Raw genomic sequence first — 25,916 nt, 5'->3', positions numbered from 1 at the left:
CAAAGAGCCAATAATAAAAACCTTATTCGCTAAAAAGCGGAATATGAAAAACGAATCGGTCCGTTTTCATATTCCGCTAAGGTCTCCACTCGGTTATCAATCGGAAAATTCAAGATAAGTTATTTCGTATCCCTTAGTTTATTTATTTATAATGTATAAGCTATTTTAATTTTAATTTAATAATGTCATCGAATATTCATAATATTTAATTAAAATGGCAAATTTAAATTTATTTATCCAATACTTGGCAGGTCTTTTATAAAATCAAGTAAATCTTCCAATGTTCCCTTCTTATAATGGCTTATATCTTTATTTTGTGTATTGATAAGGCAATCCGTTACCAGATATGTATCCATCCCTATAAGTTCTGCACTCATATCGTCTGATACATCGTTGCCGATCATAATGCATTGCCCGGGAACAAGATTTAGATTATGAAGGATTTCTTCGTAGTATTTAACATTAGGTTTACAATAGGAAGAATTCTCATAGGTAGTAATCCATTCAAAGTCATCCGGTTTCAATCCCGCCCAGTTTATACGGCTGTATGTAGCAATCTTAGGGAACAAAGGATTTGTTGCAAGTACAATTTTGTATCCCTTATCTTTAAGAACGCGAATGCATTCTTTTACTGTCGGGCTTGGATATGTAACTTCTTTTAGCATCTGGAACTCATTTTCATAATAATCGTTAAATATTTTTTCATATTCATCAATACTTCCTCCAAAAATTTTGCCGGCAGTATCCCAGAAGCGATTGCAGTTACTCATTGCGCCGTCATTGTTTATCATTGCTTTTGTTCCTTCCCACACTGTCGCAATCAACTTTTTTGGATCAATCCCATAGGGAGCAATTTTTTTTGCTAAACCATTAAAATAAACATCTACAAATTTATCCTGATCCATTGGAAGCAGCGTACCATCCAAATCAAAAAGAAAAGTATCCATTAAGACCTCCTGAAATTAAGACTGATTTAATATATAATAACAAATTCCCCCAACGGATACAAGCAATAATTATACACAATATTTCATATATTTTAACTCATTTCACATATATTGTTATAAAAGCAAATAGGAGCAAATATATGTTTTTAAACAACAATGACGGACAAATAAACGGAAACTCCATAATAGTTACAGGAAGAGGCCGAATAACTGCCGTTCCTGATCTGGCAATAATAAGATTGGGTGTTATTACAAGCGGAGAAGTCTTAAGTGATATTCAGGAATATAATGCCAGAATCAGTCAGTCGGTTTTAAACGGTTTAAGAAATATGGGAATAGAAGACATAAGGACATACAGGTATCTAATTGACAAAATTTATGAATTTGAAAATAACTTAAGAATTGACCGGGGTTATTCTGTGCAAAATATGTTTGAAATACAGACCGGAATGCTTGACACTGTCGGTACCGTAATAGATGTGGCCGTATCCCTGGGGGCAAACCTTGTTGAATCAATTTCATTTGAAGTATCAACCATAGACCAATATTATCTCGAAGCCCTTCGTCAAGCTTTATTAAACGGGATTGAAAAGGCCTCTGTCATGGCTGAAGTATTTAATACACGACCCGATCCGGTACCAAAAAGAATTGTTGAAAACAGTTTACCTGTGCCTTTGTCAAGAACATTTTTCAGAGATGAACTAGCTGCTACTCCTATAGAACCGGGAACTACCAATATCGAAGCTGTTGTAACTATGGAATTCGGATACAGTTAATAAAATGTTTATTAAAAAATTTAAAAAATTATCCTTTAGTGGTCATTTAAACATAATGAGAAATTATCCTGTACCGAAAATTAATCCGGGGTACCGTTTTTAATAGTTAAAGGATTATTTATGAAAAACGAAACCCCGGACATATTTATATTTAAATACACCAAAACTTAACTTTTACTTATAAGTATAATTTCATAAAAATTTATATAAAAACTTAACTTATATTAACTTCGCTTTTTACAGTTTCATTTTCCTCTTCAGAATCGGATGCTACTTCCTCAGCTTTTGCTACACTTATAGATGCAACCATACGCTCCGAATCTTCTTCAACTGTTAACCCTTTTGCCAATACCAGATCTTTTACATAGATAATATCACCGTCATTTTTATCTGCAACATCTACTTCTATAAAATCAGGAATATCCTGAGGTAAAGCAGATACAGGAATAGTATCCATAAATCTGTTTAAAACCAGACGTTTTGAAGTTAACAAATCGGTTCCGATAAATTTTAAAGCAACATCCACTTTTATTTCTTCGTTAAGGGAAACTTTTTGAAAATCAACATGAAGATATTCGTAGTTCAGATTAGCCGTATCAATAGTTTTTACAATTACATCATAACTGTTATTGTCAGAATCATATAGCTTCAATATGGCATTTCTTCCGTTTTGCTTTATTATTCTTCTAAATTCATCCATTTTTACGGCTATGGGTATCGATTCTTCTCCTTTACGGTTTATTACACCGATTATGTACCCGTTTTTACGATATCTTCTTTTTTCACCTTTCGTCAGTTCTTTTCTGACTTCAAATTTTAAAGCAGCTGTTTCTGACATAATAAATACCTCCTTTTTTTGTAGAGATATATTATTAATCATTTTCCAGCCCAAATAAAATTGTTTACACAAAATAAAATATATCTCTCAATAGTTATTTTCTATATATTATTATTTTATATTAATGTACACAAAAGTCAAGATGCGTAAATACTGTATGTAATTTGCATTTAAACACTTAAATTGTAATAAAAAAGATGGTATTTTACTACCATCTTCTTTTTTTACTAATTATTTTATTCTTTAACACTACCTAAAGCAACACCGGCAATAATATACTTGGACAATAAGAAGTAAATTATAAACAGCGGTAATACAGTAAGTGTAAGACCAAGATATATAGAACCATACTCTGTCTTATAAAAGTCTCCTCTAAGCAAACTTACCATGATAGGTAAAGTATATTTGTCGGAATCAGTCAGAAGAACCATTGGCATAAACAGATTGTTCCAGCTTCCTACAAAGGAGAATATAGCTTGTGTTGCAATAGCCGGCTTCATTATTGGTAAGATAATACGGTTAAATATATGAAATTCACCTGCACCGTCTATTCTGCCTGAATTAATAATATCAATATTTAAAGTTCCGAGCAAATATTGTCGCATAAAGAACACGGTTGTCGGAGCCGCTACTGCAGGAAGTATCAAAGGAAGGAAGTTATTGGTCATATTTATACGATACATAAACTGATAAAATCCTATACTGGTTACCTGCGCAGGTATCATCATAATTGCCATAATAAACGAGAAAAACGGCTGACGCAATCTCCAGTCATATGCCACCAATCCGTATGCTGTCAATGAAGAGAAATACACGGTCAGTATGGTAGAGCAAGTGGAAATAATCATTGAGTTAATAAATCCTTTCAGAGGATTAAAGCTTTTTCCCACCAGGACCTTCCAGTTATTTGCCAGATAAGATGACGGTATCAGGGAAACAGCATTGGCCTGAATTTGATAGGTATTACGGGTAGCATTTACCACCATAACCCAAAAAGGAAATATACTCAATAATGCTAAAATTATACAAACGACATAAATTAAAACTTTATATAATTTTTGAGGTACAGTAGTTGCATGTCTCATACTGTCGCCCTCCTTGCCTCTTTTTCTGCTTTCCTTAAGGCTTTTTTATGCTTCTTTTCAAGCTTTCTTTGAAGCACTGCATCTTTATCCCTTAAGATAAAGAATATAGTAGCAGAACATATAAGAATAATTATGAACATTATCATGCTGGCGGCAGCAGCACGGTTATACAGGTAACTACCTGCAAAAGCCTGGTTATATATGAAGACAGCTGCTGTAAGGGTCGAATTGTCCGGTCCACCGTTCTGGAACAGTTTCGGGATATCGAACATATTCAAACCACCGACTAAACTTGTAACCAGAGTAAACAACATAATTGTCCTAATATTGGGTAAAGTAACACGGAAAAATGTCTGCCTGCTTGAAGCCCCGTCTATTTCGGCTGCCTCAAATAATTCGGGATTAATGCCTAAAACCCCGGCTATAAATACTATCATTGTGTAGCCATACCACATCCAGAATTGAATAAATGCCACAATACCTCTGGCAACACTCTTATTCATCAGGAAGTATATAGGTTCTTTTGATAATCCTAATTTTTGAAAGAGTGAATTTATTGGACCTATAGGATAACCAAACAGTGAGCTGAAAAGTATAGCTATTGTTGCAGCAGTTATAATATTTGGCATATAAAACAATACCTTAAATATTCCCTGCCCTCTAATTTTGCGGCGATTACTGGTAAACCAGGCCGTTAACAATAAAGCCAGTAAAATCTGCGGTATAAAGTTCAGGGTCCAAATCAGAACCGTATTTCCAAGGGATTTCTGGAATGAAGGATTTTTTAAAATCAATATAAAATTTTGGAACGGATTATCAAGGAAATTAAAATCCGTTCTGCCTATACCTTTAAAGTCCGTAAAGCCTATTACAGCTGTAAAAAGTGTAGGATACAAGGAAAATATAAGATACACAAGAATAAACGGAATAGAAAATATATATCCGTACTTTGCGTAACTGATACCTTTACGACGTCGCATTAAATGCACCTCCGGTATACTTAAAGTCTTCTGGGTAGATCCCACTATAACCATGCATGTCTAATTTATAATTATGTATATAAAATAATTAAAACATGCTTAATATATCTATCTTTACCGTAAATTAAGGGCGGTCGAAAGGCTTCGCCGCCCCTAATATCAGTCTAGTTATTCAACGATAACATCAAGGTTATCCGCTACTTGTTGTTTGAAATCAGCTATAGCCTGTTCACGAGACTTGTTACCGGCTGTGTATTCACGAACTTGCTCACGCCAATAGCCATTGATTGTTTCATCATATTGTGTTAAGTTCTTACCGTTTGCAAACTCACCGGCAGGAACAAATACATCAAACATATTTTGTCCGCCCAAGAAATCAAGAGTACCGTCGGATTTCTTCATAACTGCACCGGAAGCAACGGCATCCTTTGTTCCGCCAGGGCCATTCAAAGTTCCGTTAGCCCAGAAATACTGAAGACCTGTTTCGGAGCTGTCAAGTGTAATCCATTCGATAATCTTACCTACAGTCTTAGGTATCTTTGTATTTTTATTGGCAAGAACCCATGTACCGCCCCAGAAGAATCCTATAGGAGGCTCACATACTGCCCAGTCACCGTATGTTCCTTCACCGGGTGCTTTTCCGCCGCAATGCTCAGCCATAACGTAGTTAATCAACCAAGCAGGACCGAAGAAACCGAATACAGGTTTGTCACCTACGCCTTTCATATCTGCATACCAAGCGTCGGTCCAGTCCTGAGTATCATTGTGATAGTTGTTGTCTTTAAGTTTCTTTGAAAGATCCAAGAACTCTTCACGCTTAGGATCGATTGTCAGCTTACCGTCAACAACCCATCCCTTATCGGAGCTGTTTTCAACGGCGTGCCAAATATCACCGTCACCGGATACTATAGCATACCCCTTAGCCTTAAGTTCCTCAGCTGCTTCAAAGAATTTATCCCAGCCGGGACCAATCTTGGTCTTGATAACTGCAGGATCATCAGTACCCCACGTATCAATTGCCAGAGAACGACGATAAATGAAAGCTCCTCCTGTAGCCTGATAGCCAAGTCCTACTACCTGTCCGTTAGGATTTGTTCCGATTTCTACTGTATAAGGAGCAATTTCAGCTTCTTCAATCAATCTGTCAACATCTATGCCCAGATCTTTGTATGCTGCAGCGTATTGATGGGCATCGCCCTGTGTATATTTCAGAACAAATGCGGCCTCAACACAGTAGATATCAGGAGCATCGGAACCTCCTCCTGCAAGTGCCTGGTCAAGTGCCGGCTGATAAGCACCCTCAGTAGTAGCAATAATTGTTTCCTTAATTTCGTAATTAAAATCAGGATTTAAATCTTTGTACTTTTTCAGCATATTGGGAACTTCATCAGTAAAGGACCAAATATTAAGTACCTTTACGTTAGGATCATCCTCAACTTCTTTTACCGGTTCCTGAGTTTCAGTTTTAGTTCCGCTATCAGACTTGTCAGAAGAATTAGAGCCTTCCTTGCTGTCGTCTTTCTTGCCGCAGCCTGTTAATGCCAGTGACATTATCATCAGGCATGCAAGAAATAAAGCAATAATACGTTTCATATTATACCCTCCTCTTATTTTTTGTATTCAAAAAAATACAAATGTATTATAACAAAATACTCAAAAACAAGCTTCTCAAATATTGCTGTTTTAATTTCAGATATTGCTATTTTTGTGCAAAATTTATATATAATATACATTTATATTAGAATTAATTAACACTTTTATCTATGTAAAGGCCTCTTTATAAATATAGTTCCCTGATTGTTATTCCAATTTATTAACGTCATTTTTCAGTATATAGGCAGATTTATGCAGTCTTTCTTAAGCTTCTGACTGTATTTTTTATACTAAAAGTCATATATTTTCGTTCCTTTAAAGTTATCCGCCACATGCCCATTGCAGCTTTTTATATAGTTTTATTGATATTAAAATAGTTCCAAAGTGCAAATATTTTATTGTCATGTATATACTTGTATTTTCATATTCATGTTTTCGGATATATAACAACGTTCATTAGTCCTGTTAATATGCTAAATCTAAAATACTTGACAATATTTTCTTGTTAATTTATTATAAATCTAATTAGAAATCTAATTAGTAATTAAAGGAGTGATGCCATACTTGTCAAATGATCATTCCGAAAACCAAAGATTACACACTGTTCTTATAGGCTGCTATCATACTCATAAAAAACATTGCTTTGCAGAATTTCAAAAATTAAATCTTTCAACCGGACAACCGAAGGTTCTATCTATACTATTACAGAATGAAGGTTTTCTGCAAAAAGATTTGGCTGAACGTTGTCATGTGGAGCCGGCTACCATGACTTCTCTTCTAGGGAAATTGGAAAAAGACGGCCTTATTTATAAAAAACCTGTTTATGTTTCGGGAAACAAGCGGGCAAACTCAATCTACCTGACAGAAAAAGGCCGCAAACTGGCAACAAAAATCAATCAGATTGTTGATGAGATTGAAAAAAAGAGTTTTAAAAATTTTACTGAAACCGAAAAACAGTTACTTATAAGTTTTTTTAACCGTATCCGGTATAATCTTGAAAATTATTAAAGGCAGGTTAATTACAATGAAAAAGATTTTGATATTTTTAATTTCCATTATTATGCTGCTTTCGGTTTCTTGTTCAGTCAGGAACGAATCAACAGAAACCCGTTCTGATAATGACCTTTTAGCAACCGATCAAAATACTTCTAAAGAAACAGCTTCAGAAACTGCCGATACATCCGGTAGCGAAAATACAATAAATGATAACGAAGTAAATAAAGAGATTATAAATAATAATATTAATATTAATGAGGAAGAGATTATGGAAGAACTAGTAAATGAAGAAAATTACAATACGGACCTTACGACATTTACGGTAGTTGACAGTATCCCTCTTCAAATGTTTGAAAAACGAACCGACCATGGCGGTACGATCGAAAAAATAACATACCAGACAAAAGATTATTTTGGCGATGAATCTGAAATAACTAAACAGGCATATGTTTATTTGCCTTATAATTACGATGAAACCAAGCTGTATAATGTCTTATACCTTATGCACGGTATCGGAGGAAGCGAAAGTGAATGGGGAATGACCGGTGAAGATTCACTTATCAAAAAGATGATGGATAATTTGATTTATAGCGGTCTTATAGAACCATTTATAATTGTTACCCCTAACGGCCGGTCCGCCGCCGATCACAGTCCTACGTCCAATTTTAATTCCTTTTACGTATTCGGTAAAGAATTGCGTAACGATTTAATACCTTATATTGACAAACATTACGCAACATATGCAGACTATGATGATAACGGCTATGACCTTACTAAATCCCGGGACCACAGGGCTATGGCCGGTCTTTCCATGGGTGGAATGCAGACTATAAATATCGGTTTATGTGAATGTCTTGATATAATCAGTTATTTCGGTGCTTTTTCCGCAGCTCCTACTACATATACGGCCTCTGTTATATCGGATAAACTCAAAGATTTTCCTGACTATAATATAAATTTCTTTTATAATATCTGCGGAACCGAAGATCAGATTGCCATAGCCAGCGCTTCTGCTGCCGTTAATTCCTTAACTCAATTAACAGATAAACTTTCGGAAGGAAAGAACTTTATCTGGCAAAAGGTCAGCGGAGGCCATACTTTCGATATCTGGTATCTGGGTTTTTATAATTTTGCTAACTTGGTTTTTAAAAATAGCCAATAATCTACTTTAATATAATAAATTAATAATTTATTTCATCATTAATTTTATTTTCTTAATTTTTTTACTATATTTAAACCTCCTCCATTATGAATAGGGCGATGACTTTATAAAGTCATCGCCCTATTCATTTAAATTTTTTAACTCAGTATTACTTTAATTAATATTATTATAAACTTTTATTATTTTAAACAATACTTGCTTTACTGAATTACAGACCAAAAAATATTTCATGAAATTTTCATATACTTTCTTGCTATTTTTAAAGCCGTATTGGTAATGAAATCTTCCATCTCTTTTTTAATTTTTCCAAGTTCTTTTCGTATCTCGATATGCTGAGGGCATTTGCTTTCGCATTTACCGCATCCTTTACATACGGAAGCATATGCCGGCTGCTTTGATAAACCCCCCAGGGTCCTATAATAAATGATTTTACTACTTTTCTCATTTAACAGGTATTTATCATTATAAACTGAAAAACAGGCCGGAATATTTACTCCGAAAGGACAAGGCATACAGTAGCTGCAACCGGTACAAGGGACTTTTGTCTTCCTGTGCATTATATCCATAACTCTGTCAAAAACTTTTAGTTCTTCTTCACTTAGTGAATTGGGTATAGCATCTGAAGCAGTTTTTACATTTTCTTCAAGTTGCTTTTCATCGCTCATTCCAGAAAGGACTACGGTAACTTCAGGGTGATTCCAAACCCATCTTAAAGCCCATTCGGCCGGGCTTCTTTTTTCACTGTAGGATTTAAATTCACTTATCACTTCTTTCGGTAATTTGTCCGCCAGTCTTCCGCCTCTTAAGGGTTCCATTACGATAACCGGTATACCCATAGAATGAGCAAGTTGCAGCCCGTATTTCCCTGCCTGGTTATTTACATCCATATAATTATATTGTATTTGGCAAAAATCCCATGAGTAAGATTTTAAAATTTCTTCAAAGTCGTTTCTTGAACCATGAAATGAAAAACCTATATTGCGGATAATACCTTCTTTTTTCAGTTCTTCCAGCCACTCTATAATTCCAAGATTATTAAGCCTTTCAAATCCAGCTTTGTCCTGCAACATGTGTAAAAGATAATAATCGATATAATCCGTCTGAAGTTTTTTTAGCTGTGTTGCAAAGATGCTTTTTGCCCCGTCAAGTTTTTTTACCATAAAAGGAGGAAGTTTGGTGGCAATTTTAACCTTTTCTCTATAACCGCCTTGTAAGGCTTTCCCGAGAATTGATTCGCTCTTTCCTCCGTTATAAAAATAAGCGGTATCAAAATAATTTATCCCTTTATGTATGCATTCCCTGATCAGTGCAATGGATCTTTCTTCATCGATACTTCCGTTCTTTGTAGGAAACCGCATACAGCCAAAACCAAGTATGGACAGTTCGTCTCCGTTTTTAATATTTAATCTTTTAAGCATATTCTTTCCCCTTATTTCTTTCTTATTGACGATAATCCAAACAGACTTCCCATTAGTCCCAGTATAAAACTTAGTGAAGGAATTAAAATTATCATTTTATCAATCAAATCATTCTTTGACGGTAAAGGCAGAAATAAAACAGTACTTCCGATGCCTTCATATGCAGTATTAATCAGAAGCACCACAGATAAGGCTGCCAAAATTCCGCCAAGTAAAGTAAGCAAAATTCCTGTAAGCACATAGGGAAATCCGATAAATGCACCGGGAGAACCAAGCAGCCTTAACGTATTTATCTGTTCCCTGTTATTATAAATACCCTGACGTATCATATGGGACAAAATAATTAAAGTAGTAATTCCTACCGCCGCTATTAAAAGATAGCCCAATACTTTAAATGCATATGTAATATCTTTAATCTTTTCCAGGACCTCTCTGTTATCCCTGACATATTCTATTCCTTTCATGTTTTTAACGTTATCTAGGATGTTTTCCATCTCATCTACGTTAATCCTAATCTCCACAAAAGCTTCAAAGGGATTTTCTTTAAAAAGTTCAAGTATCTTTGCTTCTTCTCCCAGTATATCTTCCATCTTTTTTTTGGCTTCATCTTCATTTACAAGCCTGGCACTGCGGACCCCGTAAATTTTTCCGATTTTTTCTACAAGTTCATTTCTGTCAGAATCCGATATGTCCTTTGTAAAATAACCGTTAATTTCGGCTTCTTCATTTAACATATTTACCAGATGGTTTCCGATATCGGACCCGGTTATAACCAGTCCTAAAAGAAACAAAATCAAGCCTGTACCTATAATCGAAAAAATATTGGATAGAATATTTAATCTGATAATCCTACCCGTTTCTTTAAAAAAATAACCTATGTTATACAAAAAAGTTTTCATACAGCCAACCCCTTACGCTCCGCAGTGATTCTGCCCTTATATACATTAATAAACATGGCATCTTTTTCATTATTTATCAAATGAGTAGCATGAGTGGTTATAATAACCGTTATATCCTCTTCCCTGAAAGATTTCAGTAATTTAAGAATATTTATGGCATTGTCGTAGTCCAAATTGCCGGTAGGCTCGTCAGCCAGTATAAGCAAAGGTTTTCTTGCCACCGCCCTTGCTATAGCTACTCTTTGAGATTCTCCCCATGACAGATTTTCTACTTTTGAATATTTCTTATGCCCGAGTCCCACTTTTTCCAGAGCCTCATGGGCCTGCTCTTTCATTAGTTTTGGCTTAATACCTAAAAACCGCATACCCATCATTACATTCTCCAGAGCCGTTCTTCCTTGTATCAGTTTAAATTCCTGAAAAACCGGCCCGATTTTTCTTCTTAATTTTTGAATATTGCCGTAATTACTTTTATTTATCGTTTCCCCCAATACGCTTAAGCTCCCTGACGTCGGAAATTCCATACCCATAAGCAGCTTCAGAAAACTTGTCTTGCCGGAGCCGCTGGGCCCTGTTATGTATACCAGTTCACCGGGTTTTATTTCAAGATTTACATCAAATAAAGCCTGAGTCTTGTCCGGATATATTAACGAAACATTTTCCGATATAATCAAGTAAATTCCTCCTTTTATGAAAATACGGGCATATATATTAATACAGGCATCTTTAATATTTTATAAATGGTTTTATGCTGCAATGTTTTAAAACATAAAGCCGGAATTTATCGTAAAATTCAAATAACCGCCCCCGGTGCTTATTTCTTTCAGTTCAATATCCAGAGTAATCATATCTCCTGCTATTTTTTCAAAATCAATTATCATAGGCCCATTTTTAAATAATTCGTCTATAGATTCCTTTTCCAGTACCATGTTATAAAAAGTGCCGCTTTCGGGTACAAATTCCAGGGCAGTTTTGCTCCTTATAGCAAAATATCCTTCGAGTATAAAATGATTATCCGGAATCTCAATTCTTACCGCCTCATTTTCAAAACGAAATATCATTTCCGAATAATTTGAATTCTCGTTTAAAATGCGGTTTATGGTGTCCTCATGTATAGAACCTTTCAAAGAGAAAAGGCTGAATTTTAAATTTAAATCTTCAACAGTAAAATACCCTTCACTTATTATCCGTGAGAATTCATCAACTATATTGGAAAACAGTTCATTCAGATTTTCCCACATCAGTTTCAGATTGTTAAGATGCTCCTCATATCGTTCTTTCTCTTCCGCCAGTGAATCCAAAAAGCTTTCCAGGTCTTTTACAAGCTTTTGCCTTGCGGCTATTGAATCTTTAAGCTCTTCATTTTTTTCTTCAAGCAAAGCCAAATAGTCCGAAAGCTCTTGTTTCTTTTCTTCAAGTCTTTGCCTGCTTTCCTCAATGGAAGCCAGCAGTTCTCCGGTATTTCTTGAGATATCTTTAATCAGATTAAGGCTCTTAATCAGTGAAGTAAGATCTTCAGCTTTCAAAATAATGTCTATATATGACGCCGGCCCCCACCTTTGATAGCTTCTCAGTACCTGTTCAAAAAGTCCCAGATAATTATCATAATTTTCCTCTTCTTCTATTATGGATAAATCAATTTTTTCTATTTCCAAACCAAGTTCGGCTATTTCTTTTAATATTTTTGCTTCTTCTCTTTCCAACCCCTCTATTTCCTGAGTTATAAGAAAAAGTTTTTCTAAAGTTTCTTTCTCCTGCTCACTTATATCCTTAAGCTTTTCATTTGCTTCTGTAATTGGTTTTACTTCACCGCTTACTTTAAAAGGCCTGACCACAATACTTACTGCAAACACAAGAAGAAGCAAAACACAAATTTTACAGCTTCTTTTAATCATATCATCTTTTCCCCCTTTCTGTAACATAAACCCTTATCCTTCGTTTATATTACTTGATTTAATCAATTATGACTTATGAATTTTTATGCCTGATTGCCCATAAAGCTCTATGATAATTAGTTTTTAACATATTACAGTAAAATCCTATGCTCTTTACATAGATACAGCCCTATCATTTACCAGTTGTAATATGTTAATGATTATAACATGAATCTGTGCTATGTTTAATTTCTTTTGTATTAGCCCTGACAAAAATAAAGTTTTATTTTTGATATAGATCCAGTCTGGGTTTCATATTCGTACGAATTTATTTTATTTAATTATATCATGGTTACAATATTTAATCGATTACAGATTTTAATTTCAGCATATTGTTTAATGATTGTCAAATATGTCAAAATACGGGTTTATATTTAATGAATAATTGTTATTGATAGTTTTTCTTTCCTTGGTATAATAGAAATATGAATAATTTACTATCATTACTATCATTTTACAAGGAGAGTATAAATGAGCAAACAAGCAAAGCAAAATGAACCTTTAGTAACTCACATTTATACGGCAGATCCTTCTGCTCACGTATTTGAAGACAAAATTTACATCTATCCGTCCCATGACCTGGAGCACGACGGCCAGTCCGATGACGACGGCACTCAATATCGCATGGAAGATTATCATGTATTTTCTATGGACGATGTTGATGCTCCGGTTGTTGACCATGGTGAAGTTCTTCATATGAAGAACGTTCCTTGGGTCAGCCAGCAAATGTGGGCACCCGATGCAGCTTATAAAAACGGAAAATATTATTTATTCTTCCCTGCAAAGGATAAAGAGGGTATCTTTCGTATCGGAGTAGCTATATCAGATAATCCTGCCGGACCCTTTACTCCGGAACCGAATTATATACCGGGAAGTTACAGTATTGATCCGGCTATCTTTGTAGACGATGACGGCAAGGCATATTTATATTTCGGAGGAATTTGGGGCGGACAACTGGAAAAATGGCAGACCGGAACCTTTAATCCGAATGCCGGCCCTCAAGACCCTAAAGAAGTTGCAATCGGACCCAGGGTCGCCGTTATGAACGACGATATGCTGTCCTTTGCAGAGCCTCCCCAGGAAATTCAGATCCTTGACGAAAACGGCAAGCCTTTATTAGCCGGAGATGAAGACAAACGTTACTTTGAAGGTCCCTGGATGCATAAATATAACGGAACTTATTATCTGTCCTATTCAACCGGAACTACTCATTATATAGTTTATGCTACCAGTGACAATCCAAAAGGCCCGTTTGTTTACAGAGGCAGGATTTTGGAACCTGTTATCGGTTGGACTACTCATCATTCAATAGTTGAATTCAAAGGTAAATGGTATCTGTTCTATCATGACGCTTCATTGTCAGGCGGCATCGACCACAGACGCTGCATTAAATTTACCGAATTGAAATATAATGAGGACGGTACTATTCAAACAATTCATCCGTATAAAAATTAATATCAGGATGCAGTAATTCCTTTATTTGAAGTATGTTATGATGAGGTTGTATTAAAATGAAATTTTAGAAAATCATTTTAATACAACCTTTTTTTACACCATTTCGGTATTCATAATTTATTTTTATTTCATTTTACATATATTCTCTTATTTAAACCGCCTGAATTCTCATTTGTCAAATATATTCTAAATTACAAGCAAATACGGCGTATCATAAAATATAAATTATTAAATCAATTATTAAGAATATCATCATTATGGTATAAGTGTATCTTATGCCAGATATAAAAACTATTAGTTTTACTAACATTATAATTAGTGATATACTTATTGTGGATTAAGGATTGCTCTTTTCAGGGCAAAATTATATTAGGGAGTGAAGTTTATGGACAGATTAGTCGGAACCGTATCCAGAGGAATTCGTGCTCCTATCATCCGTGAGGGAGACGATATTGTTGAAATTGTGGTTAAATGCGTCCTTGATGCCGTAAAACAAGAGAATTTTCAATTAAACGACAAAGATGTAATCGGTATAACTGAAGCCGTAGTAGCCCGTGCTCAGGGAAATTATGCTACTGTGGATCAAATTGCGGCTGACATTAAAGCAAAATTTGCAGACAAAACTATTGGTCTAATTTTCCCTATCTTAAGCAGAAACAGATTTTCAATATGTCTTAAAGGAATTGCAAGAGGCGCAAAAAAAATAGTACTTATGCTCAGCTATCCTTCGGATGAAGTAGGAAACCATCTGATAGACATAGATTCATTGGATGAAAAAGGTATAAATCCCTGGTCAGACGTACTGACTGAGGATAAATATCGGGACTTATTCGGATATGTCAGACATCCGTTTACAGGAATAGATTATATAGAGTATTATAAAAACGTAATTCAGGCTGAAGGCTGTGAGGTTGAAATTATTCTGGCTAACGACTGCCGTACTATCCTAAACTATACCAAACATATCCTCTGCTGTGATATACATTCCAGAGCCCGTACAAAAAGGCTGTTGAGAAATGCAGGGGCCGAAACAGTATACGGCCTGGATGATATACTTTCAACCAGTGTTGACGGCAGCGGCTACAACGAAACTTACGGATTATTGGGAAGTAACAAAGCAACCGAAGACACTGTTAAGCTTTTCCCCCGTGACTGTCAACCTGTAGTGGATAAAATAAACAAAAGAATTAAAGAACTTACGGGAAAAAATGTTGAGGTTATGATTTACGGCGACGGGGCATTTAAAGATCCTATGGGAAAGATTTGGGAACTGGCCGACCCTGTCGTATCCCCTGCTTACACCGCCGGTTTGGAAGGCCGTCCTAAAGAAATCAAACTTAAATATATAGCAGACAATTACTTCCCTCATCTTAAAGGAAAAGAACTGGAAGACGCCATATCAGAATATATAAAAAATAAAAGTGATGATCTGTTAGGCAAAGAAATTTCTCAAGGCACTACTCCAAGAAGGCTGACAGACCTGATTGGCTCATTATGTGATCTGACTTCAGGCAGCGGCGATAAGGGCACTCCGATAATACTGATTCAGGGCTATTTTGATAATTATACAGATTAAGCAGTTAATACTTTAAATATAAAAGCTACTTTTAAACTTAAGAATATAACAAATAATGCAAATGGCGGGACTTAAAGTACCTGTTTTAAATAAAATCAGGTTTATAAGTCCCGCTACATTATGCTTATATTAAATTTTTGAGAGTTTATTTAAAATCTCTTTGATCTGTTCTGTCTGTTCTTTTGTAGGCTTTTTTAACGGAGGCATACAGATATCTTCCATAGGTAGTCCCCTTAATACCATGGCTTTTTTAACAAGAGGAACAAAAGGAACGCCGAAATCAAACAAACGGGCCAGGATATCCATTTGCTTCTGATAAAAAGATATTTTTTCAATATCATTTTCCTTAAATGCCTTTACCCAGCCTGACCCTATCTCAGGTGCTATATTGGTTAATCCTCCTATTGCCCCGCATCCGCCGCTAAGAACATTTCGGGCAAAATAATCGTCATAACCCGAATAAATTTCAAAATCCGGAAACTCAGGAAGTATGGCATCTATTAGTTTGCGGGTATGAGCAAAGTTTACGACAGTATCTTTGCAACCTGCTATATTCTTATGCTTTCTGCGAAGCCTTAACATCAGGTCCGGAGTTATGTCATAGCCTGTCCTTTCCGGATAGTTATATATATATATTTTAGTATCTACCGCCTCTGCAATCTTATCAAAATAAGTTTCTATGCTGTCACTGGACAGTGAAAAATAGTACGGCGGAACTATAATAACACCATCGGCCTTACATTTAGCTGCATATTGAGAGAGTTCAATAGTTTCATTAAGTTGCATTGAACCGGTCCCCACAATTAAAGAAACCCTATTTCTTATATGCTCTGCGGCAGCCTGGATAAGTTCCTTCTTCTGATCAACTGACAAAGCAAAAAACTCTCCGGTACTGCCAAAAAGAATAATACCGTCAATACCGCCTTCAATTACATAGTCCCAAATTTTTTGATTGGCCTTAAAATCCGGATTATAGTTTTTATTAAACGCCGTAACTACCGGAGTAATAAATTTCGCTTTCAAAATATGTATCTCCTTTCGGTAATCCGGCCGGAATTATTTTCAATGGAATCCGGCCAATGTTTTATTTAAATGCTGATATTAATAAATAGCATTAAATTCCATACTTTACTCAAAGCCTGCCCCCTGCATGGCAGATAAGGCCATCGATGTATAGCGTTTCAGTATTCCTTTTCTTTCGGGCCTTTTTTTAATTCCTTCTTTTTCCCGTTCTTTAAATACCTTTTCTATTTCTTCCGGCTTCATAAGCTTTCCTTCTATGCCTATACAATTTATTTTTCTTGCCGGGATATCGTATTCTATTATATCGCCTTCTCTTATAAATGCCAAAGGCCCGCCTACCGCAGCTTCCGGTGATACATGGCCTATTGCTGCACCCCTTGTTGCTCCCGAAAATCTGCCGTCGGTTATTAAGGATACCTTCCCGTTTAAGTTAGGGTCGCATACAATTGCTTCGGTGGTCATAAACATTTCCGGCATTCCGGACCCTCTCGGTCCCTCATAACGGATTACTATGATATCACCGGGATTAATTCTTCCTTCTACCACCGCCCTGTGAGCTTCTTCTTCCGAATCAAAAACCCTTGCCGGGCCCCTGTGAACATAAAGCTCTTTATTGCATGCGGAATATTTTACTACAGATCCTTCCGGTGCTATATTCCCTTTCAATACCGCAATTGATCCGATTTCGTCAGCCTTGTCAGGTGTAAAAATAACCTGATCCCTGGTAAGGCCGTAATTGGAAAGATAACCGAGATTTCTCTCAAAGAAATGATCTTTTTTAAGATCTTCCAGGTTTTCACCCAAAGTTTTACCTGTAACCGTAAGTACATCCAAGTACAGGTAGTCTTTCAGGTACAACTGAACAAGAGGAATGCCTCCGGCAAACCAGAAAGCTTCGGTTATATGCAGGCCGCTTGGCGTAACGTTTGCAATATGGGGAATTTTATGATTTATTTCGTCCACTTCTTCCGGATCTATAATTATGCCAAGTTCTCTGGCAATCGAAGGAAGATGAAGCATGGCATTGGTAGATCCGCCTATGGCACTGTGAACAACGAAAGCATTATAAAAAGCTTCCTTGGTCATAATCATACTTGGCGTTATGTTCCTATCAACCAGTTCCATGATTTTTCTTCCCGCATTTCGGGCATATTGCAGAATATCCCTCATTGTAGCGGGAGCCAAAGCACTGCCGGGAAGGGCCATGCCTAAAGCTTCAGCCATGCACTGCATGGTGCTGGCCGTACCCAAAAAAGCGCAGGCTCCGCAGGAAGGACATCCGGTCAATTTATAGTCTCTGACTTCCGTATCGGATATCTGGCCTTCCCTCTTTTCCCTTAATGATATATCTCCTGCCAGCATAGAAGTGGTCATATAAGGGCCGGGCCTCATGCTTCCTCCTGGAATAAATATAGCCGGAATATCAAGCCTTGCCGCAGCTTTCAGGTGGGCAGGCACAGATTTGTCGCAGGATGAAGTAAGAATCAACCCGTCCCAGGGAGTTACAGAGCCGTGAATTTCAACCAAATCACAGATTGCTTCTCTGGATGCAAGAATATAATTCATACCGTCATGTCCCTGGGCGCAGCCGTCACATATGTCTGTGGCATGAAAATGGGCAGGATATCCGCCACACTCAAAAACCCCATATTTTGCCTGTTCGGTAAGTTTGTTCAAATGGACGCTTCCGGGGTGGCTGTCCCCGTATACGTCTTCGATTAAAATCTGCGGTTTTGATATATCCTTTTCGTCCCAGCCGGACCCTAACTGAAGGGCATCAAACTGCGCCCAAAGTTTCCGTTCGGCAATACTTCTTTGAATTTTCATAGTATCCTCCAGACTTTTGTATAATTGCATAATATTTGATAATTCATATACAAATCAATCAATATGAATCATATGGCTTTAAATTTAATTTTGATTTTCGTCATCTACAATTTCAAGATATGATGTTACCGCATATAAAGTCTGGCCTTCATATTCTACTCTTGACCAGCCGTTGCTTCCTATGCCTGTTCTTGTCACAATTACTCCATGTTCTAATACCGCTACTATCGTATCGTCACTTTCAGTACTGGGAACCAATCTTAAATTTGTTCTAATCTTAGCAGTAACTTTATCATTAACTTCAGTAAACGTAATTCCCGCTTCAGGATTTTTAACTGTAGGCTTGGAATTTTCCCTGTAATTAAAATCAGTGGTAAGATAACTGGATATGGCATAAAGAATTTTTCCCTTGTATTCCACTCTGGACCAGCCGTTATCGGCGATACCGGTTCTTGTTGCTTTATCTCCATAATAAAGAATCTCAATTACCTCGCTGTCTTGAAGGCTTGGTATATTACGCAGGTTTGTAACTTCTTTGGCAGTTACAAGCTCATTTACTTCGGTAAAATTAATTAAAGCTGCCGGATCAGGCTTAACTTCTTCAAGAGGCTTTTCTTCTTTTGCCTTTGCTTCTTTTTTATAACCGAAGTAAGCCACATTCAAATCTACATGCCCTTTTATTCCGGGAACACTTCCGTTGCTTGTATATTGCCACATATCATATGAGCCGGAGTAAGTAGATTTTGGATTTGAAATATCAATATAATCGGTGTACTGGGCCACCCAAATTTTATATTTTTTTGTTAAAAGTGTCGTATCCCAATCCTTACTGTTTTCCAATTCCCCTTTAGCGGCGTAAAACATGGGTGTATATCCGTTTTCTTTAATATAGTCAAGAAATACGGTTACAAGTTTTGTTCTTTCTTCTTTAGTCATTTTGTATTGCCTGTTTTCAGGGTCTGTAAATCCTTCACAATTATATACTACGGGATAAGTAATTTTATATGGGGCAAGGAAATCGACCACCCATTTTGCTTCTTCTAAGGCTTCTTTTTCGTTTATGGCAGTAGAAAAGAAATAAGCCCCAAGCTTTATACCATATTTTTGCGCCTGTTGAAGATTATATTCGGCATAAGGGTCTTCGATTATTTTGCCGTCAACCTGGGTCCTGTAACCAATACGGATTATAGCAAACTCCACTCCTGCATCCTTTACCTTTTTCCAGTCAATAATACCCTGCCATTTTGACACATCAATACCGAAAGTGATCTCATCCGTTTCGTTCTTTGATTTTTCAATATCCCTGACATCTAAATCAATTCCTTCGAAACTTTCATGCTGCGGATCATCTTTGTCCTCATTTTGGGTCATTCTATCAATATCTTTAATACTTTTATCTTCATTTGCATCATTATTTAAACCGTTATTTATTTCAGTATCAATATTATTATCAGAATTGGTGTCATTAACTGTATTTTGAGTATCGTCAGTGTTTATGTTATCGCTGTATAAATCGGTATTCGGTTTGTCTATTTTATAATTTTCGTCTTTGATAATAAATGCATTATCATCCTGCAAATCTGCCAAGGCTTCATCAGTATCATTTAAAAGATTCGTTTCTGACGATTTTAAAAATTCTTTTCCGTATCTAATAAGCTTAACCGTAAATACCGACAAAATAACAAGTATGACAACGGCTAAAAAAGTTACCACACCGTACAAAATCGGTTTTTTTGAATTTTTATTATTTAGAACATTATTTTTTCTGAACATTATACCACCTATAATCTTAGGCAAGTTTTGTCCTGAAATTTTCTTAAAAAAATATTTATTTTGTCAAATAATATTAAGACAAAACAAGTGCCGGTATGTAATGACAATATTTATGTATTTTTACTATAGACTTATTACATTTTATTAAGATCCAATTACAATAAGGATTTTACAGCAAAATATCCAAGGACAATTAAACCAAGGCCAATCCTGTACCATCCGAAAGCTTTAAAATTGTTTCTTTTAATATAAGTTAATAGGAACCTAATGGCTAAAATTGAAACGATAAAGGCTACTGCCATACCGGTAAATAATATTGCAACTTCCATCCCCGTAAAATTAAAGCCGAACTTAAGCAGTTTTAAGGCACTGGCACCAAACATTACGGGAATAGATAAAAAGAATGAATATTCCGCTGCAATATACCTGGAAGTCCCTAGCAAAATGGCACCAAGAATAGTTACACCTGACCGGGATGTTCCGGGAATCAAGGACAATACCTGAAACAAACCGATCAGAAAAGCAGTCTTATAGGACAGTTCATTAAAGCTTACTATTTTCGGTTCTTTATCTTTATTGTTGTTTTCAACCAATATAAACAATACACCGTATACAATCAGCATTACGGCTACCATAAGGTAATTATAGAAATGTTCATCAAACCAGTCGTCAAAAAGAACTCCCGCAATACCGGCAGGCAGGACTCCTATAATTACATTAAACCATATATTCATGATTTCTTTTTTCTCATTAATGCTTTTCCTAGGCGATAAAGGATTTAGTTTATTAAAGTACAAAATTACCACCGCCAGAATCGCTCCCAGTTGAATAACTACGCGAAACATTTCCATGAATTCATCCGACAAATTCAGATGTATAAATTCCTCGACCAAAATCATATGTCCGGTACTGCTTATAGGCAGCCACTCGGTTATTCCTTCTACAATACCAAGCAGAATGGCTTTTAATATTTCCAGCATAACAGTCCTCCAATTAATAAAAAATAATAAATCTTGTATGAGCATATCATTTTTTATATTGGTTTGCAACAACCGCATAATCAATTATTTGCACATGATATAAAAACAACTTAAAATCCGATAAAGAATAAAAAATTTAACATTCACAAATTATAATAGTATTACTTTTTTCCTCTCATTTCATATTTTGTATTGACAGCCTATATTTTTTATTATAGCCTGTGTGAATAAATAATAGCTATGAGGTGAGATTTATGCCGGATAAAACTAATATCCGCTTCTTTCTTGGAAGCAATACAAAACGGGGTTTTGTTTCTTTATTTGATGAACTGAAAAATCCTTTAGAAGGCAATAAATTGTATATAATTAAAGGTGGGCCCGGCAGCGGTAAAAGTTCCCTTATGAAAAAAATAATCCATATTCTTGAAAGTAAAAATCACAATATAGAATACTTTCACTGTGCCAGTGACCCCAATTCTTTGGATGCCTTTATAGACCATGACTTAAATATTGCCATGGTGGACGGAACTGCTCCCCATGTAATGGACCCGGATTATCCCGGTGCATATGATAATATAATAAATATGGCCGAATGTTGGGACACCGGTAAGTTAACCCAAAACAAGTCTGAAATCATAAATTTAAGCAAATCCATTTCCTCATGTCACCGTATGGCAACTGCATGTATCTCAGCCGCAAGCGCGCTCCTTGACAGTAATATTCAGACGGCCAAAGCCTATGTAAATAATGATGCTATAGACAGCTTTACTGACAATTTTATAAAATTATTGGACGGATGTAAAAAAGGTAAAGAAAAAAAGAGGCTGCTTAGTGCCGCATCAGTAGGTAAAGTTGTATTTTTTAAAGATACTATAACTAAACTAGCCTCAACCGTATATGTATTAACAGACGAATGGGGAGCAGCTTCTGATTTGATAATGTCTAAAATTAATCAGGCCGCAACTTATATGAAACTTGAAAGGATAACCTGCTATTGTTCAATCAGAACTCCGGATAAAATAGACCATATTATCTTTCCGTCAATAGGTATAGCTGTAACTACTTCAAATGCTTTTCATGAATCAAAGGACCAGGGCACGCAGAATGTATCAAGTCTAATGCTTGAAATTCCAAAATCCGTTCAGGAGCAAATGACTCTTCATCACAAAAAAGCTGCAGAACTTACAGACCTGGCTTGTGAACATATAAAACGAGCCAAAATACTGCATGATGAACTGGAAAGTTTTTATATAGGGGCTATGGACTTTTCAAAATCTGATAAAATATATGAGACAATTAAAAATGAAATCTTTTAAATTAACTTTCTGTCGTTCTTCGGATTTGCATTAATTACTTTATAATAAATATTGTAAAAATAAATTTACCTTATTGATCAAAATTACATTTAGTTAATCATGCCGCAGCCGTCATAAGTCTTAAAATAATGATGACTGTTTTGCGGCATGAATTTTTATTGTTGGGTTCTTATGACTTCTTTTTTTTCTTTCTGTATAGTTGCCACTGCCTGAGAACGTCCGGATTTTCGTAAAAAAAATCTACCAAATCATTTAAACCCGAAAGTATATCGTTACTTATTGTGTGTTCCATCTTTTCAGTCTCCGATAATATTCCATCCGTAATGCTTAAAAGCCTCAAAAATTCTTCGATCAGATTATGCCTGTAAAGAAGGGCCTTGCCAAGCTTAATCCCGTCTTCTTTCAGCATAATTACCCCATATCTTTCATATTTAATAAGGTTCATTTCAGACAACTTTTGAATCATTTTTGTGACCGAAGAAGGCTGCACGTTCAAAGCCTGAGCAAGATCATTCACCCTTGTAAAGCCCAAATTTTGCGAAAGTCTATATATCATCTCCATATAATCCTGCGCGGAAGGTGACAGTTGCTCCTGATCCTTTCGCAAATATTCGCTAAAAGTGAAAAAATCACTGTCTGGCATAATGCTCTTCCTAAAATTTTCTTAATTAATTATATGAGTATGCCAGACCAAAAAATTATGGCTTAATAAATTATTTATCAAGGAAATTTCCCTCTTCTTTATTTTTCCCTAATTGCTCCATCAAACCTAAAAAGTATTAAAAAACTTTGTTGTAATCTTTACCATATCTAGGCTTAACTTGATCCAACTATTCTTTTAAACCTAAAGATAATTTCTAAATGCCATATAATTTATTTAGGTATTATACTTTTACTAATATAAAACAAATATTTATATAAAATATTTAAGCAAAAAAATAATAGATAGGACATACATTGATCATGCAGCCTATCTATTATTGTTAAGTTAATATAATCCGGCGCTGTTTTATAATATTTATATGGCAAGATACAGTTTAACCTTCAGCAATCAGTTTATCCTGTTTATATATATGTTCAACCAGCCATGTTGTCAAAAATTCGCAAAGTTCGAGAAGTGATTCCCTTTGCCTTTCGTCCACAATTTCAGAATCGTATTGATTAATCTTCTCAATAAAATCATCGTGAGCAACTTTCTGAGACAAAAACCTCTTATATTTTATGCTGCTCATATAGGTTTCCTCGTGCTCAAAATGATATTTAGCATAACTTTTCAGCTCATTAATAAGTTCCATTATATAATCATACTTGTCAGGTATAAACTCGTTTGTCAGCAACTCGTACGCTTTGTTGGCAATGTCAAATAACTTTTTATGCTCCTGATCAATGAATTCTATACCGGTGTAATATTCCGGTTTCATTTCGTACATGGCCATAATATATTCTCCTTTTGTTTATAATATATATTAATTTAAATTAAAACCGCTTATGATATTTAAATCATATTATCAATTATTTTTATTTTCTGCAATAATATTCGTATAAGTATTCAGAATTTAATTTTTCTCATTTATTTTTCTTATGCCAAATATTTAAAACTACTTTTGCTCAGCAATTAATTTATCCTGCATTAAAATATGGTCTACCAGCCATGACGTAAGAAAATCCAGCAATTCAAGCAAAATTTCCTTTTGGTTTTCATCGATAACATCAGGATCATATTCATTGATTTTTTCTATAAAACCGTCATGTTCGACTTTATGAGACAAAAATTTTCTATACTTTATACTGCTCATATAGTCTTCTTCGTGTTGAAAATGTGTTTTAGCATAATCTTTAAGTTCATTTACAACGTCCAAGATGTAATCGTATTTGTCGGGAATAAACTCATTCATCAGAAGCTCATATACATTGTTGGCAATTTCGAACAATTTCTTATGCTCGTTGTCAATAAACTCAATTCCGGTATAATATTCCGGTTTCATTTCATACATTGCCATAGCGTCCCTCCTTAATTTGCATTTTGTGTAATATTTTATCATAATGCGTCATACCGCGCAATGATGATAATTATATTATTTACATAAAATACTTTATATAGTAATACTATTGCATATTTTTCAAATCCGTTGTAAGATTTTTATAATTGACAACTTATAAAGAAAGAGAAGGTACAAATTATGAAAAGATTGTATTTTGGACTTTTATTTTTTTTCGTGGTGTTGTTTATTGTTTCCTGTAATAAGAAAAACCGTCATGTAAATATAGGAAACTTATCTTTTGATTATGATCCAAATGTATGGGAACTTGTAGAAAAAACTGATAACAGCGGCCCCTTAGAATTAAAAGATAAGGATAATAATATAATAAGCATAAATGTTACCAAAGAAAGTACATACCAGCATCCTATGACTATGATATCTTTTATAGACAACCTGCTGTCTGAAAATGATGGTTTTGAAGTTTATAAAGAACCTTCTGAAATAACGGTAAACAATACCCAATGGTATGAATATGGATATCTGTTCAAAGTCGATTCAACCACCTATAAAATCTATCAAAGATATTACGGGAAATATTATAATGCTGCTTCCGTGTCATTTACGTCAACTATAGAAAAATTTGATGCCGGTTTTGAAGAAGCCTTGAAATTGTTTTCCGGTATTAAAGTTGAGGAAATCGATAATAAGGAAAATGAAGATAAAGCGAAAAAATTTCTTGTCGGAGAATGGGACCTTAACGGAAAAGGATATTTGATATTAAACGATGACGGAACTTATGAGTGGTACAGCGACAACAGTAAAGACAAAAACAATATGCATTACGGAACATATGGATGTGACGTCGAAAATGTAGATATGAACATGTATGAAGGCGACGGCATTTACCTTGTTCTTTTCCCTGAAGCTTTGATTGTTGACGGGGAAGAAAGTGCTTCTTTGCAATATAAAAACGATTACTTTATTTCATTTGAAAAGGACGAAAACGACAGCTATCCCATGGTTAATATAGGCACATACACCCTATACACATTGACAAAGCAATAATATATGCAAGTTTTATAGATGTTTATTTTAACTTATTAATTTTTTTAATAAACATTTTATCGAAGAAAATAATAATTGATTTTACTGCCATTTTTATATTCTGTAATTCTAAGTAATATTATATAAAATTTTTCATTATCTTTAAATATTATTTTATAAGCCAGTACGTATATCATTTTTGATATAAGTGTGGTAATTTAAAACTGTTTTATAATAAAAAACCTGCTGTGATTTATAAGCCATTTAGATCACGGCAGGTTTTATTTTGTATTACGGTTATATCAAAAATTT

23 protein-coding genes are annotated in these 25,916 nt (G+C 35.2%); 7 read left to right on the top strand and 16 right to left on the bottom strand.

The features are described from left to right. Nucleotides 1–233: 233 nt before the first annotated feature. Complete coding sequence (locus tag HHT355_RS04850; RefSeq protein ID WP_103202301.1) at nt 234–947, bottom strand: HAD family hydrolase; 714 nt, start codon at nt 945–947, stop codon at nt 234–236. 140 nt (nt 948–1,087) lie between these two features. Between HHT355_RS04850 and HHT355_RS04845 the strand changes: the two genes are divergently transcribed. Beyond that, complete coding sequence (locus HHT355_RS04845) at nt 1,088–1,723, top strand: SIMPL domain-containing protein (protein WP_103202300.1); 636 nt, start codon at nt 1,088–1,090, stop codon at nt 1,721–1,723. 214 nt (nt 1,724–1,937) lie between these two features. On the opposite strand, the gene HHT355_RS04840 is transcribed toward HHT355_RS04845, so the two are convergent. The 4 genes from HHT355_RS04840 to HHT355_RS04825 form a co-directional block, all read right to left on the bottom strand. Continuing rightward, on the bottom strand, nt 1,938–2,561 hold the full coding sequence (locus tag HHT355_RS04840; RefSeq protein ID WP_158245892.1) for a 50S ribosomal protein L25: 624 nt from the start codon (nt 2,559–2,561) through the stop codon (nt 1,938–1,940). Between the two features lie 236 nt (nt 2,562–2,797). After that, the gene (locus tag HHT355_RS04835) at nt 2,798–3,646 is read right to left on the bottom strand and encodes a carbohydrate ABC transporter permease (protein WP_103202298.1); all 849 of its coding nucleotides are present in this window, start codon (nt 3,644–3,646) and stop codon (nt 2,798–2,800) included. Then, entirely contained in the window at nt 3,643–4,626 is a 984-nt protein-coding gene (locus HHT355_RS04830) for a carbohydrate ABC transporter permease (RefSeq protein WP_103202297.1), read from the bottom strand. Before HHT355_RS04830 ends, HHT355_RS04835 begins: the two co-directional genes overlap by 4 nt. Nucleotides 4,627–4,794: 168 nt before the next feature. After that, nucleotides 4,795–6,219: an ABC transporter substrate-binding protein gene (locus tag HHT355_RS04825; RefSeq protein WP_103202296.1), complete on the bottom strand. Its 1,425-nt coding sequence runs from the start codon at nt 6,217–6,219 to the stop codon at nt 4,795–4,797. Between the two features lie 564 nt (nt 6,220–6,783). Between HHT355_RS04825 and HHT355_RS04820 the strand changes: the two genes are divergently transcribed. Both HHT355_RS04820 and HHT355_RS04815 read left to right on the top strand, forming a co-directional pair. Further along, nucleotides 6,784–7,227 (top strand): MarR family winged helix-turn-helix transcriptional regulator, encoded by a 444-nt coding sequence (locus HHT355_RS04820; protein WP_158245891.1) that lies wholly within the window; start codon nt 6,784–6,786, stop codon nt 7,225–7,227. A 16-nt stretch (nt 7,228–7,243) separates the two neighbouring features. Then, on the top strand, nt 7,244–8,377 hold the full coding sequence (locus HHT355_RS04815) for an alpha/beta hydrolase (protein WP_103202294.1): 1,134 nt from the start codon (nt 7,244–7,246) through the stop codon (nt 8,375–8,377). A 227-nt stretch (nt 8,378–8,604) separates the two neighbouring features. On the opposite strand, the gene HHT355_RS04810 is transcribed toward HHT355_RS04815, so the two are convergent. The 4 genes from HHT355_RS04810 to HHT355_RS04795 form a co-directional block, all read right to left on the bottom strand. Continuing rightward, nucleotides 8,605–9,795, bottom strand: coding sequence for an aldo/keto reductase (locus tag HHT355_RS04810; RefSeq protein WP_103202293.1), 1,191 nt, complete (start codon nt 9,793–9,795; stop codon nt 8,605–8,607). Between the two features lie 11 nt (nt 9,796–9,806). Next, nucleotides 9,807–10,694, bottom strand: coding sequence for a cell division protein FtsX (locus HHT355_RS04805; RefSeq protein ID WP_242967548.1), 888 nt, complete (start codon nt 10,692–10,694; stop codon nt 9,807–9,809). Further along, complete coding sequence (locus HHT355_RS04800) at nt 10,691–11,368, bottom strand: cell division ATP-binding protein FtsE (RefSeq protein WP_103202292.1); 678 nt, start codon at nt 11,366–11,368, stop codon at nt 10,691–10,693. The genes HHT355_RS04805 and HHT355_RS04800 overlap by 4 nt, the downstream gene beginning before the upstream one ends. Before the next feature lie 87 nt (nt 11,369–11,455). After that, nucleotides 11,456–12,589: a coiled-coil domain-containing protein gene (locus HHT355_RS04795; RefSeq protein WP_146039168.1), complete on the bottom strand. Its 1,134-nt coding sequence runs from the start codon at nt 12,587–12,589 to the stop codon at nt 11,456–11,458. Nucleotides 12,590–13,099: 510 nt separating this feature from the next. On the opposite strand from HHT355_RS04795, the gene HHT355_RS04790 reads away from it, so the two are divergent. Next, nucleotides 13,100–14,083 (top strand): glycoside hydrolase family 43 protein, encoded by a 984-nt coding sequence (locus tag HHT355_RS04790; RefSeq protein WP_103202290.1) that lies wholly within the window; start codon nt 13,100–13,102, stop codon nt 14,081–14,083. Nucleotides 14,084–14,468: 385 nt separating this feature from the next. Further along, nucleotides 14,469–15,659, top strand: a complete 1,191-nt coding sequence (locus tag HHT355_RS04785; protein ID WP_103202289.1) for a coenzyme F420-0:L-glutamate ligase — start codon at nt 14,469–14,471, stop codon at nt 15,657–15,659. A 129-nt stretch (nt 15,660–15,788) separates the two neighbouring features. On the opposite strand, the gene HHT355_RS04780 is transcribed toward HHT355_RS04785, so the two are convergent. From HHT355_RS04780 to HHT355_RS04765, 4 genes are all read right to left on the bottom strand, one after another. Beyond that, nucleotides 15,789–16,682 carry a dihydrodipicolinate synthase family protein gene (locus tag HHT355_RS04780; protein WP_103202288.1) on the bottom strand — a complete coding sequence of 298 codons (894 nt, stop codon included), beginning with the start codon at nt 16,680–16,682 and terminating at the stop codon, nt 15,789–15,791. Nucleotides 16,683–16,787: 105 nt separating this feature from the next. After that, a complete protein-coding gene (gene ilvD, locus HHT355_RS04775) occupies nt 16,788–18,509 on the bottom strand; it encodes a dihydroxy-acid dehydratase (protein ID WP_103202287.1) in 1,722 nt (573 codons plus the stop codon). Between the two features lie 84 nt (nt 18,510–18,593). After that, complete coding sequence (locus HHT355_RS04770) at nt 18,594–20,282, bottom strand: GH25 family lysozyme (protein ID WP_103202286.1); 1,689 nt, start codon at nt 20,280–20,282, stop codon at nt 18,594–18,596. A gap of 155 nt (nt 20,283–20,437) precedes the next feature. After that, the gene (locus tag HHT355_RS04765) at nt 20,438–21,262 is read right to left on the bottom strand and encodes an undecaprenyl-diphosphate phosphatase (protein ID WP_103202285.1); all 825 of its coding nucleotides are present in this window, start codon (nt 21,260–21,262) and stop codon (nt 20,438–20,440) included. Nucleotides 21,263–21,516: 254 nt separating this feature from the next. Between HHT355_RS04765 and HHT355_RS04760 the strand changes: the two genes are divergently transcribed. After that, nucleotides 21,517–22,578 (top strand): P-loop domain-containing protein, encoded by a 1,062-nt coding sequence (locus tag HHT355_RS04760; protein ID WP_103202284.1) that lies wholly within the window; start codon nt 21,517–21,519, stop codon nt 22,576–22,578. Nucleotides 22,579–22,747: 169 nt separating this feature from the next. Here the strand turns inward: HHT355_RS04760 and mntR are convergent, their stop codons facing one another. The 3 genes from mntR to HHT355_RS04745 all read right to left on the bottom strand — a co-directional run bounded on the left by mntR (nt 22,748) and on the right by HHT355_RS04745 (nt 24,578). Beyond that, a complete protein-coding gene (mntR, locus tag HHT355_RS04755; protein ID WP_103202283.1) occupies nt 22,748–23,221 on the bottom strand; it encodes a transcriptional regulator MntR in 474 nt (157 codons plus the stop codon). Nucleotides 23,222–23,615: 394 nt separating this feature from the next. After that, nucleotides 23,616–24,014: a bacteriohemerythrin gene (locus HHT355_RS04750; protein WP_330403366.1), complete on the bottom strand. Its 399-nt coding sequence runs from the start codon at nt 24,012–24,014 to the stop codon at nt 23,616–23,618. A gap of 162 nt (nt 24,015–24,176) precedes the next feature. Further along, entirely contained in the window at nt 24,177–24,578 is a 402-nt protein-coding gene (locus tag HHT355_RS04745) for a bacteriohemerythrin (RefSeq protein WP_330403365.1), read from the bottom strand. Nucleotides 24,579–24,758: 180 nt separating this feature from the next. Here HHT355_RS04745 and HHT355_RS04740 point away from each other — a divergent pair, with 180 nt between their 5' ends. Continuing rightward, complete coding sequence (locus HHT355_RS04740) at nt 24,759–25,625, top strand: hypothetical protein (protein ID WP_103202282.1); 867 nt, start codon at nt 24,759–24,761, stop codon at nt 25,623–25,625. Nucleotides 25,626–25,916 lie beyond the last annotated feature (291 nt).

The organism is Herbinix hemicellulosilytica, from assembly GCF_002904165.1.
Lineage (GTDB): Bacteria > Bacillota > Clostridia > Lachnospirales > Lachnospiraceae > Mobilitalea > Mobilitalea hemicellulosilytica.
This window is presented reverse-complemented; position numbering and strand designations above follow the sequence as displayed.